This window comes from Pseudoclavibacter soli DSM 23366 (assembly GCF_000423505.1).
In the GTDB taxonomy this organism is placed as follows: domain Bacteria; phylum Actinomycetota; class Actinomycetes; order Actinomycetales; family Microbacteriaceae; genus Pseudoclavibacter_A; species Pseudoclavibacter_A soli.
Map to the genome: position 1 here is coordinate 109,965 of NZ_AUIC01000003.1, position 12,058 is coordinate 122,022.

The following is a 12,058-nucleotide window of genomic DNA, read 5'->3' on the forward strand; positions in this document are numbered from 1 at the left end:
ATGACTCAAATCAACGCTGATCGGTGGGGTCTTCGCCAGCCGAGAAGGCATCCCAGACCTGCGCCGACTCCGCGGCGTCGATGGCGCTGCGACTGGTGAGCGGCTCACTGGCCCGCGTCTGAAAGCGGCGCGAGGGTTTGGGCCAACGGCGCGCCACCACCGCCACCCAGATCGCATGCACCCCGAGCAGCGCCGCGGCCACCAGTGCGGTCCAGAACCATCCGGTGAACGACACCGTGCCGCCTTGGGCGGCCCACGTCTGCTCGCCAGACACGCCGGTGAGCTCGGCCAGTCGGTCGATGCTCACGCCCAGCGCGTTGTCATGTGCATGCCATACCGACGAGACCGCACCGATCGCCAGTGCGAACTCGACCACCGAGAGCACCATGCCGGCGATGGGGCCTGCAAGGCTCAGCGCCGCCGAAACGGCGAGCACCGCGAGGGCAAAGGCCTGCACGCCAGCCGCAGCCTGCATGCCGGTGACGCTGACGGCGTCGGGCAGGATGTCGAAGTTCCACACCAGCCACGGTTGCGGCGTGATCAGCACGAGTGCGCCCCCGAGCAGCAGACCGAGCCCGGCGAGCGTCGACCGCGCAGTCAGTCGCCCGGGCTTGGCCGGCGCTGCCGTCGACGCCTGCTCACTCATCGGCGCCCGCTCGGCGGATCGTGCCGGCGATGGCTGCCGCGCGCAGGGGCGCCGCCGCCTTGTTCACCGACTCCTGGTATTCGGTTTCGGGCACCGAGTCGGCGACCAGACCGGCACCGGCCTGCACGCTGACCGTGCCGCCGCTGACGACGGCGGTGCGAATCGCGATGGCCAGATCGGCGTTGCCGGCGAAGTCGAAGTAGCCGACCACTCCACCGTAGACGCCGCGAGTCGAGGGCTCCTGCTCGGTGATGATCTCGAGGGCCCTGGGCTTGGGCGCGCCTGAGAGCGTGCCGGCCGGGAACGTGGCGGCCAGCACATCCACCGCATCGATGCCGTCGCGGGTGCGCCCCTCGACCGACGACGAGATGTGCATGATGTGGCTGAACCGCTCGATGATCATGAACTCGCTGACCCGAACACTCGTGGGCTCGCACACCTTCAGCAGGTCGTTGCGGGCCAGATCGACGAGCATCAGGTGCTCCGAGCGCTCTTTCTCGTCGGCGAGCAGCTCTTCGGCCAATGCCTGGTCACGCTCGGGTGAGGCCCCGCGCGGGCGGGAGCCGGCGATCGGGTGCGAGACCACTGCCCCGTCAGAGACCTTAACCAGCGCCTCGGGCGACGACCCGACGACATGCACGGGCTCGCCGTTGACGCCCAGATGCGTCTGCAGATACATGTACGGGCTCGGGTTCAGCGTGCGCAGCACCCGGTAGATGTCGAGCGGGCGAGCCGCGGAGTCGATGTCGAAGCGCTGGCTGATCACCACCTGGAACACGTCGCCGGCCCGGATGTGTCGCTTGGCGACCTCGACGCTTTCGAGGAAGTCGGCCTTGGCTGTGCGGTGCCGCGGCATCGCCTGCACGTCGAAGTCGATCTCGTCGAGGGATGCGGGGGTGGGCTTTGCGAGACTGGCGACCAGGGCATCCAGCGCCTGCTGCGACTGCGCCCAGATCTCGGCGAGGTCTCGGCCCTGGTCGATCAGGGCGTTGTGCACGAGCCAGACCGTGCCGTAGCGGTGGTCGATGGCCACCAGGTCGCGCACGAACGACAGGCTGACCGCGGCGGCCGGGGTCTCGACGGCACGCGGTTCGGGCAGGCGTTCGAGCTCGCGCACGGCCTCCCACGACACGTAGCCGATCAGCCCACTGGTCAGCGGCGGCACGCCGGGCACGCGGGCGGTGCGCCAGCGGCGGGTGACCGTCTGGATGGCGTCGAAGGCCCGGTCGGGCACCTCGCCTCCGAAGGCGCGCGCCTCGTCGACCGTCTCGGCGCCCAGATCGGCCGGCTGCCACACCGGCCGGCCGGCGCCGTCGGTGCTGAGGGTGCCGTAGGAGGAGGCGCCCACGAACGAGAAGCGGCCCCATTCGCCGGCCGAGTCGGCCGACTCGAGCAGGAACGTGCCGGGCCGCTCGTCGGCGAGCTTGCGGTAGACGCCCATGGGGGTCTCGGAGTCGCCGAGCAGGCGGCGCACCACGGGCACGATGGCGTGCGAGGTGGCGAGCTCGGCGAAGCGCTCGAAGGTGGTCTGGTGTGATCCGAAGGCGGTGGTCATGCGTGCTCCTCGTCTGATCCCGGGGCCTCGACCGCTGCCCAGACGAGCCGGTCGGTGAAGCAGGTGCGGGTGCCGGTGTGGCAGGCGGCGCCGACCTGGTCGACCCGGGCGAGCAAGGTGTCGGCGTCGCAGTCGACGGCCAGTGACACCAGCCGCTGGGTGTGGCCGCTGGTCTCGCCCTTGCGCCAGATCTCCTGGCGTGAGCGCGACCAGAACACGGTGCGCCCCTCGGCCAGGGTCAGTCTCACGGTCTCGGCGTTCATCCAGGCCATCATGAGCACCTCGCCGGTGTCGTGCTGCTGCACGATCACGGGCACCAGCCCGTCGGCGTTGTAGACGACGTCGTCGAGGCGACCGGCGTCTGCGCTGCCGGCGTCTGCGCTGCCGGCGTCTGCGCTGCTGGCCCGGTCGCTCATCGGTCTGCGGTCTCCGCCAGGCGCACCTCGAAGCCAGCCTCGGCCAGTGCGCGCTTGACCTCGTCGATGGCGATCTGACGGCGGTGGAACACGCTGGCGGCGAGCACGGCGTCGGCTCCAGCGCGGGCGGCGGCCACGAAGTGCTCGGGCCTTCCCGCACCACCCGAGGCGATCAGCGGCGCGCTCACCAGTGCGCGCAGGCGCTCGATGAGCTCCAGGTCGAAGCCGTCTTGCGTGCCGTCGGCGTCGATCGAGTTGACCAGCAGCTCGCCGGCACCCAGATCGACCGCGCGCTGCGCCCAGTCGAGGGCGTCGAGGTCGGTCTCGGTGCGGCCGCCGTGTGTGGTGACCACGAAGCCCGACGGGGTGCGGTCGGTGCGCTTGATGTCGAGCGAGAGCACGGTCACCTGCGCGCCGAAACGATCGGCGATCGCGGTGAGCACCTCGGGATGCGCGATGGCCGCCGAGTTGATGCTGATCTTGTCTGCACCTGAGGCGAGCAGCCGGGCCACATCATCGACGGTGCGCACTCCCCCGCCCACGGTCAACGGGATGAACACCTGCTCGGCGGTGCGCGAGACCACGTCATACATGGTGGCCCGGTTCTCGACCGTGGCCGTGACGTCGAGGAAGGTGACCTCGTCGGCGCCCTCGCGGTAGTAGCGGGCGGCCAGCTCCACCGGGTCGCCCTCGTCGCGCAGGTCTTTGAAGTTGACGCCCTTGACCACGCGGCCGTCGGCCACGTCGAGGCACGGGATCACGCGAATGGCCAGCGCCATCAGATTCTCGCGGTGTTGATCGTGCTGACCAGGATGGCGCGAGCCCCCAGCGCATACAGCGCATCGACGGTGTCGTTGATGTGCTCGCGCGGGGCCATCGAGCGTACGGCCACCCAGTCTGACTTGGCCAGGGGCGACACGGTGGGCGACTCGAGACCAGGGGTGAGCGCGGCGGCGCGATCAAGGTCGTCCTTGTGCACGTCGTAGTCGAGCAGCACATATTCGCGGGCCACCCGCACGCCCTGCAGCCGCTCGGAGAGGGTGCGGGCCTGGTCTTTGAGCTCGCCGTCGACGAGCGCCTGGGGTGCGCCGATGAGCACGGCGCTCGAGGCGAGGATCACCGGGCCGAAGATCTCGAGCCCGGCGTTGCGCAACGTGGTGCCCGTCTCGACGACGTCGGCGACCACATCGGCCACGCCCAGGCGAATGGCGTTCTCGACGGCTCCGTCGAGGTGCACGAGGTCGACCGAGATGTGCTTGTCGGCCAGGAAGTCGCTGACCAGTTTGGGGTAGCTGGTCGCCACGCGCAGCCCGTCGATGTCTTCGAGCGTCTGGAATCTGCCGGCGGGGCCGGCGAAGCGGAACCGCGAGTTGCCGAACTGCAGGTTGTCGACCTCGGCGGCCTGTGTCTCGGAGTCGAGCAGAAAGTCGCGGCCGGTGATGCCCACATCGAGCGCGCCGGAGCCCACATAGGTGGCGATGTCGCGGGGGCGCAGGTAGAAGAAGTCGACGTCGTTGTGCTCGTCGAACACGTACAGGTCGCGGGTGTCGCGCCGCACGGCGTACCCGGCCTGCTTGAGCATGTCGATGGCGGCCTGACTGAGCACGCCTTTGTTGGGAATGGCTACACGCAGCACGTTCGCTCCATGGTTCGTGGCCCGAGGGCCGATGACCTGCCCCCACGGGCGGGGCGCAGTGTGCTGAGACTCACAGCACCTTGTAGACGTCTTCGAGGCTGATGCCCCGCTTGATGAGCATCACCTGCAGGTGGTAGATGAGCTGGCTGGCCTCGGCGGCGAGCTCGGCGTCGGTCTCGTGCTCGGCGGCCAGCCACACCTCGGCGGCCTCTTCGACCACCTTCTTGCCGATGGCGTGCACGCCGGCGTCGAGCTCGGCGACGGTCTTCGAGCCCTCGGGGCGGGTGGCCGCCTTCTCGGTGAGCTCGCTGAACAGTTCCTCGAAAGTCTTCATCGCAGCCCATCTTACCGCGCGGAGGCTGCCACGGCGCGCAGGCTCGCGATCGCCTGCGCGGCGTCGTCGGCCGAGAACACGCTCGAACCGGCCACCAGCGAGGTGGCGCCAGCAGACACGGCGATGGCTGCGGTGTGTGCGTTGACCCCGCCGTCGACCTGCAGCACCAGGTCGTGCAGCCCCTGCTGTTCGGCGCGGGCGGCGAGGCGCTGCAGCTTCTGTGTGGTGCCGGCCTCGATGTATGACTGGCCGCCGAAGCCGGGCTCGACCGTCATCACCAGCACGCGGTCGAAATACTCGAGCAGATCGATCACCGTCTCAACCGGGGTGGCGGGCTTCAGCGCGATGCCGGCGGATGCCCCCAGTGAGCGCAGCGTTCGCGCCACACTCAGCGGAGAGGTGGCCGCCTCCAGATGGAACGTGACGGCGGCCGCCCCCAGCTCGGCGTAGGCGGGGGCCCAGCGATCCGGGTCTTCGATCATCAGGTGCACGTCGAGCGGGATCGGCGAGTACTGCTGAATGAACTTCACCACCGGCGCACCGAACGTGAGATTGGGCACGAAGTGGTTGTCCATCACGTCGATGTGGGCGGTGTCGGCGGTGGCGATCTGACGCAGGGTGGTGCGAAGGTCGCCGAGGTCGGCGTTGAGGATGCTGGGGCTGATCTGCACGGTGCTCACCCGTCGATTCTAAAGGTGCATTGGCCCGGCGAGGCGACCGCCGCATCCATTCGCGTACCCGACGCCGATGAGCACCGTGCCGAGCTGCGCGGTGCCGAACTACACGGTGCACAGGCGCACAGTGCCAAGCCGCACCTGTGTTGCCTGCCTCTGTGCAGTCGGTTAGAATTATGGGAGGTGTCATGCTCTATTACTGGTGCGTGTCACCGTCGTGCGCATGCAGGTGCGCACCAGGGGGAACCGACCACGTACGGCTGCGCAGACTGCGCCGCCGCCCGGCCGATTCGACATATTGGGGAGAACTGTTCGTCGTTTCTGGGGAACCGTCGTGTCGACCGCACTCGCGGCGACCGTCGTGCTGTCCACGTTTCTGCCGTCGTCGTCACTGACGGCGATCGCCAGCGAGAACGTCATCGACTCGACCGCCACCAGCGAGACCACCTCGCTCGATTCCGCCGCCGAGACCAGCGACGGCACGGCCACCACAGATGGCGCCGAGACCAGCGCCACCAGCGAGACCGACGAGAGCACGGGCACGGACGATGCCTCTGGCGACTCCGCCGGCACGAGCGCCCAGACGCAGAGCCTCGGTGCCACTGCACTCGCCGCTACCGAGGCCACCGAAGAGACCTCAGACTCCAACGATGTCAACGCCCCGGGTGTCGACCCCGTCGTCAACCCGTCGGGCGAGGCCGGCGGCCCGCTGCCCACGGTGACCAGCTCGTGGGTGACGACAGGCTCGACTTCGGGCTCCACCCGCACGTTCACCATCACCTACGAGAACAAGGGCTCGACGGCGATCACCAACGGACGCATCTGGCACCAGTTCATGGCCCGCGTCGGTCACAGCACGGCGTATTCTGTCTCGTGTGCAGCGTCGGGCACGAGCTGCCCGACCAACGGCACGAACGCCGGCATCCCCAGCGGCACCAACACCATCACCGGCAGCGACCACATCTACTACCGCACGTTCTGGGCCGTGGTCGACATTCCGGCGGGGGCGTCGCTCACCTTCACCATCACCACGACGACCACCACCACCACGTGTGCCGACAGCACCACGCCGATGATCGGCGGCTGGGCGCGCTTCAGCCGCACCGGCTTCAACATGCCCGACGACATCGACGCCAGCGCGTCGAACGCCGGCGTGATCACCGGCGTCACCCAGTGCGGTGACGGCACTGTGGCGATGACCAATGCAACGGCCTCCCCGCTCACCAACGGCACCCCGGTGCGTGTGCTCTCCGGTGACCAGCGCACCTTCACCGCCACGTGGACGAACACCAGCTCGACCGCCTCTGTCACCGTGCCGATCCGCTACACCTACTACGTGCCCTACACGGGGCAGGTGACCCAGGCCACGTGGTCCTGCGCGATGAGCGGCGGCGGCTCGTGCCCCACGTGGGCGACAAACACCGCGGGGCGCACGGTCAACCACGACAATGCGGGCGAAGACCCCGATGTGATCTTCGGCGATGCGGGCACGCCCAACCTCAACGGTGCGACGGTGACTGACAACGGCATCAACGTGACCCTCGCGGCGAGCCAATCGATCACGTTCACCATCACCTTGGCGACCACCATCAACACCTGCACGCAAGACGGCTACCTGCGCGTGCAGACCTATGCCGAGCGCGGAGCCACCGAGGGCGAGACCGGCACCTATCGCAAGTCCGCGCCGAGCGAGCTGGTCGAGATCGGCTGCTCGACGTGGCTGATGGATGAAACCTTTTCGGGAACGTCCGTCAGCGATTCGGCATGGAAGGGCCTCAACGAGGCGTGCCTGACGAAGTCGACGGGCGCCGCCACCTCTGGAACCGTGCTCGGCAGCTGCACGAATCGCACGCGAGTTCCTGCCACGAATTTCAACTCCGGGTCGACTGGCCTTCCCGCCGGATATCTGAAGCTCACCGACGACAGCACAGACAAAGTGGGCGCCGCTCTCTATGACCGTGCGCTTCCCTCCAAGAACGGGCTGGTGCTCGAGTTCACTCAGTATCAATTCGGCAACAGCACAGACGGCGACGCAGCCGACGGCATCGGCTTCTTCCTGACTGACGGCGCCTACAGTCTGACCAGCGCCGGCAGCAAGGGCGGAGCCTTGGGCTATGCCAACAAATCCAGTGACGATGGACTGGCTCATGCCTACTTGGGCGTCGGCTTCGATGAGTTCGGCAACTTCGCCGACACATCGACCGACATCACGCCGCAGTGCTATTCCGGCACACCAACACCGAAGAAGAACGCCGTGACGCTTCGCGGACCGGGCAATGGGCAGACCGGATACTGCGTGGTGGGTGCGACGAAGAAGGTCACCGATCTCAACGCCTCCTACTCCCTGCGCGCTCAGCGGACAGGCACTTCATATACGAATGCGAACATGCAATCGGTACTCCAGGCGTCGGCTCGCAAGACCCGCGTGACGGTGTATCCGTTGAAGGATGGCGAGACGAACCCCACGGTCACTGTGGAGATGGATTTCGGTGACGGCTATGTCACCGTGCTCAGTGAGACAATGACCGCAGCGGCACCCGATCTCATCAAGTTCGGCTTTTTGGGATCGACCGGCGGTTCGCGAGACACACATCTGATCAGCTCTGTGCGCGTCGGTACCGTACTGCCCATGGAGTCCCTCGATCTCGTGAAGAGCATCGACCCGACCGCGAGCTCGTACCAGGCGGACGGCACGTACGACGTCGCGCAGCAGATCCCCTACATGTTCACGGCGACCAATACCTCCGAGTCATCGATCTTCGACTTCACGCTGACCGATGCTCAGCTCGATGCCGCGGCGACGTGCACGCCATCCACGGGCGAGATCGCCGCAGGCGGATCCGTCACCTGCACGGGCGTGCACACCGTCACCACCTCCGACCAGAGCTCCGGTCAGGTGGTCAACACGGCGACGGCGAAGGCCAAGACCTCTGCGACAGGTGAATACAACCTCACCGCCACCGACACCAAGACCGTTGCGGTCAACCCCACGGCGGATGACGCCTCGCGGGTGATCAGCCCGGGCGGCACGACGACGTTCCAGGTGGTCGACAACGGCAGCACCGCCGGCATCGTCACCCCGGACGACGCGAGCAAGCTCACCATCGAGGTGTACAACCCGAACACGTCGCAGTGGGTCACCGTGCCGGCGAGTGGCGCGGCAGATGTCAGTATCACTGCCACGAATACGTCAAGCGAGACCGAGGGCACCTGGACGATCAAGGCCGGCAATACCGTGACCTTCACCGGTGCTAACGGCTACACGGGCACCGTGACCGACCTGAAATACCGCGCGACCAACGCATACGGCGGCACGGACGAGGGCCTGCTCAAGGTCACCATCAACGTGAACCCGCTGAACGTGTGCACCTCAGCCGAGCAGGCGGCCAGCGACAGCGTGTGGGCGTTCGGCGACGATGCCCGGTTCGACTGGGACACGTCGACGCAGGCTGTGACCGCCGGCACCTTCAGCGATCTCAGCGGCGCATCCAGCACGTTCACCGTGACCGACTCGACGGGTGAGCTGCAGTTCGTCGTTGACAGCGACGGCACGATCCGCAGCGCAGACGGCACGGCGATGACCGACACCAACAGCAGCGCTGTCTCGCTCGGCACGCTCACCGGGGCGTCCCCGGTGACGGCCTTCCCCGCCGCACAGGGCACCGGGAAGTACTACGTGGTGTGGAGCACCGCCGGCTCCACGGCAAGTGACGCCGGTCAGCTGAAATACCGCATCGTCGACATGACCAAGAACAATGGTGCCGGTGCGATCGAGACCGCTGAGGGAACGCTCTCCTCCTCGAACGCTTCGACCGCAGTGACTGCGGTGCCGAACGCTGACGGCACCGGCTACTGGGTGATCAACCCGCAGAAGGTCAACGCGAACATCAGCGGTGACGCCTACACCATCGACACGTATCTGTTTCACGCGAGCGGCTTCACCGGCACACACACCGTCTCTTCCGACCTCGGGTATTCGGTCGTCTCCTCTACGAGCAGCTATCCGGCCTCTGAGGACATCGTCTTCACCAGCGACTATGGGCGGTTCGTTGCCATGGCATCCGAGGATGGTCTGACGGACACCAGCTACGTGTACGTACTCAGCTTCGACGCGCTGAACGGTGAGTTCACGTTCATTCACGATCACTCCGCCACGCTTCTCACCGGGGTCGGGTACAGCGTGGCGCTCTCCCCAGATGACGCATACGTGTACTGGGCGTTGACCGGTTCGACGAACAGAGTGTACCGACACGCGCTGAACGACAACCTCACTTGGACGTTCGGCAGTGCAATTCACTCGAGCGGTTACGGCGGCGCGATCCGGCTTGGCGCGGATGATCGACTGTACTGGGCGCAGAGCGGGCAGAGCAGTGTGCCGGTGCTGACGAATCCTGAAGCGAGCAGCGGCTTGAACTGGACGACGCAGAGCCTCGCGGGTGGAACCACGTCGACAGCGGGCCTCACGAACACCCTCACCGACTGCGGCATTTCGCCTACGGGCTTCAAGGTGCAGAAGAACGACTCCTCCGGCGCCGCGGTTGACGGCGCCGAGTTCGCCCTCTACCCCGACAACGGCAATGGTGCTGCGTCAGACACCGCCACCGAGGCCACGTTCACCGCTGTCAGCGGCAGCACAGGGCTGTTCAGCATCGACGACCTCGCACCGGGCCGCTACTGGCTTCGCGAGACGAAGGCGCCCAGCGGGCATTCTCTGCTGGCGCAGGATGTGCGTGTCGATATCGAACTGCGCGGCGGCGTGGCCGTGGCGACCACGTCGAATCCTCAGGTGACACTCAGCGGAGATGCCACCACGGGATACACAATCACCGTCACCGACACGGCCGCGATGGGCCTGCCGCTGACCGGCGGGCAGTGGGCCGCGCTGCTGACGGCCTTGGGCATCCTGCTGCTGGCCGCAGCCGCCGCGGGCACCGCCTGGTGGCGACGCCGGGCCGGGGTGCGGCTGGCGACGACTTCCGGGGTGCAGCCGGCACCCGGGCAGAACCCGAGCGACGGAGGTGATGCGCACTGATCGGCCACATGCATGATCGGCCGCGGGCGCCCACGACCGCCCGACGCGCCGCCCTTAGGCGGGGCAGCAACCACAAACCCACAAACCACCACATCAACCAGAGGGGATGGAAATGAACACACACACCAAACGCCGAGGCATCTTCGCCTCGGTCGGCGCGCTGCTGACCGCAGCGGCGCTGGCGCTCACGGGAGCGGGGCTGGCGACGGCCGCGCCGACGATTCCAGACAGCGGGGCGACGGCGAACCTGCACATCACGAAGCTGACGACGCCGAGGGGCGGAGCCGAGGCGAACGCCAATGGCGCGCAGCAGGCGACGCCCGCCGGCAGCACCGGCATCGCGGGTGTGGGCTTCTCCGTCACGCAGATCCCGGGCATCAATCTGGGAACCAACGCCGGCTGGCAGACGGCCGCCACCTACACGCTCGACCTCACGAATCCGGAGACCCCGGTGGTCAAGGATGGCTCCAACTCCGCGGTAGACCTGACCGGAGCCACTTCATACACCGGCACCACTGGTGCAGGCGGCGTGCTCGACTTCACCGACAAGCCCATCGGCCTATACCTCGTGCAGGAGACCTCGACCCCGGCCGGCGTGACGCCGGCGGTGCCGTTCCTGGTCACCCTTCCGATCACGAATCCGACGGACAAGAACGCCTGGGTCTATAACGTGTACGTGTACCCGAAGAACTCCACGACCGCGATCACCAAGACCGTCGATGACTCGGCGGCCTGGAAGTCGGGCGACACCGTCACCTGGACGATCAAGGCCGACGTGCCCCGCATCCCCGGGTCCGCTGCGGGCGCCTACGTCAAGCCGACTGACTACGTCATCACCGATACGATCCCGGCGAATCTGAAGCCCACTGGGGTAACGGTCTCATCGGTGAAATCCGACGGCACCTCGGCGAGCACCACGCTCGACTCCGGCGACTACACCATCACCCCGTCCGACCTGTCTGCTGCTGCAGCCGGAGACGACGTCACCGTCACCTTCACCGCGACGGGACTCGGCAAGCTGCAGACCCTCGCAGCCACCGAAGGCACCAAGATCCAGGTGGTCGTGACCACTCAGGTGACCGGATCTGATCTCGGAGCCGTGTCGAGCGGCGCCGCACAGAACATCGAGAACAGTGCCTCCGTGAAGACCACAGCGAATGGAAAAGACACCACCGCCACCACCTCGAGCGACCCGGTGACCAAGTGGACGACGCTGAGCTTCACCAAGAAGCTCACCGACGGCACGACCACTTCTGCACTGTCTGGCGCCACCTTCACCCTGTACAAGACGAAGGCCGCCGCTGATGCCGGCACCACCACCGGTGACGATGTCCTGGGTGTCTCCACCAGTGCGGACTCCACGGGCACGGTGACCTTCGCGGGGCTGCGTGCCTCCGACTTCCAGAACAACGAGACGCTCACAGACGGCTCGCTGCGCGTGTACTGGCTGGCGGAGACCGCCGCACCTGCAGGCGCCGAGCTGCTCGCCGACACCGTCCCGGTCGTGCTCGGAAGTGATGGCAAGGTATACAACGCGACGAGCGTGAATACCACGACCAACACCGGCACCAAGGGCACCGAGCTCACCGAGATCGTCGACGTCGAGAAGAACGCCGGGTTCACCCTGCCGCTCACCGGTGGCACGGGCACCCTGGTGCTGACCATCGGCGGCATCGCGATCCTCGCAGTCGTGCTGCTGGTGGCACGCCGCCGCCGCAGCAGCGAGGCCGCGGCCGAGTAGTCGACCGCACCACCGCATCCATCG

At 67.1% G+C, this 12,058-nt stretch carries 9 protein-coding genes; 2 read left to right on the forward strand and 7 right to left on the reverse strand.

The genetic code is table 11. The features are described 5' to 3' along the window. Positions 1-10 precede the first annotated feature (10 nt). From G557_RS0100525 to rpe, 7 genes are all read right to left on the reverse strand, one after another. Positions 11-646: a Trp biosynthesis-associated membrane protein gene (locus G557_RS0100525; protein ID WP_028244545.1), complete on the reverse strand. Its 636-nt coding sequence runs from the start codon at positions 644-646 to the stop codon at positions 11-13. Continuing rightward, positions 639-2,201 carry a chorismate-binding protein gene (locus tag G557_RS0100530; protein ID WP_028244546.1) on the reverse strand — a complete coding sequence of 521 codons (1,563 nt, stop codon included), beginning with the start codon at positions 2,199-2,201 and terminating at the stop codon, positions 639-641. Before G557_RS0100530 ends, G557_RS0100525 begins: the two co-directional genes overlap by 8 nt. Continuing rightward, on the reverse strand, positions 2,198-2,617 hold the full coding sequence (hisI, locus tag G557_RS10670) for a phosphoribosyl-AMP cyclohydrolase (RefSeq protein WP_084626870.1): 420 nt from the start codon (positions 2,615-2,617) through the stop codon (positions 2,198-2,200). Before hisI ends, G557_RS0100530 begins: the two co-directional genes overlap by 4 nt. Continuing rightward, on the reverse strand, positions 2,614-3,396 hold the full coding sequence (gene hisF / locus G557_RS0100540) for an imidazole glycerol phosphate synthase subunit HisF (RefSeq protein ID WP_028244547.1): 783 nt from the start codon (positions 3,394-3,396) through the stop codon (positions 2,614-2,616). Before hisF ends, hisI begins: the two co-directional genes overlap by 4 nt. After that, the gene (hisG, locus tag G557_RS0100545) at positions 3,396-4,253 is read right to left on the reverse strand and encodes an ATP phosphoribosyltransferase (protein WP_028244548.1); all 858 of its coding nucleotides are present in this window, start codon (positions 4,251-4,253) and stop codon (positions 3,396-3,398) included. The genes hisF and hisG overlap by 1 nt, the downstream gene beginning before the upstream one ends. Positions 4,254-4,323: 70 nt before the next feature. After that, the gene (locus G557_RS0100550; RefSeq protein ID WP_028244549.1) at positions 4,324-4,587 is read right to left on the reverse strand and encodes a phosphoribosyl-ATP diphosphatase; all 264 of its coding nucleotides are present in this window, start codon (positions 4,585-4,587) and stop codon (positions 4,324-4,326) included. Between the two features lie 11 nt (positions 4,588-4,598). Continuing rightward, complete coding sequence (gene rpe, locus G557_RS0100555) at positions 4,599-5,267, reverse strand: ribulose-phosphate 3-epimerase (protein WP_028244550.1); 669 nt, start codon at positions 5,265-5,267, stop codon at positions 4,599-4,601. A gap of 328 nt (positions 5,268-5,595) precedes the next feature. On the opposite strand from rpe, the gene G557_RS10675 reads away from it, so the two are divergent. Next, positions 5,596-10,293 (forward strand): SpaA isopeptide-forming pilin-related protein, encoded by a 4,698-nt coding sequence (locus G557_RS10675; protein ID WP_036960207.1) that lies wholly within the window; start codon positions 5,596-5,598, stop codon positions 10,291-10,293. Positions 10,294-10,405: 112 nt separating this feature from the next. Next, complete coding sequence (locus tag G557_RS0100565; RefSeq protein WP_028244551.1) at positions 10,406-12,034, forward strand: SpaH/EbpB family LPXTG-anchored major pilin; 1,629 nt, start codon at positions 10,406-10,408, stop codon at positions 12,032-12,034. The last annotated feature ends 24 nt before the right edge of the window (positions 12,035-12,058 follow it).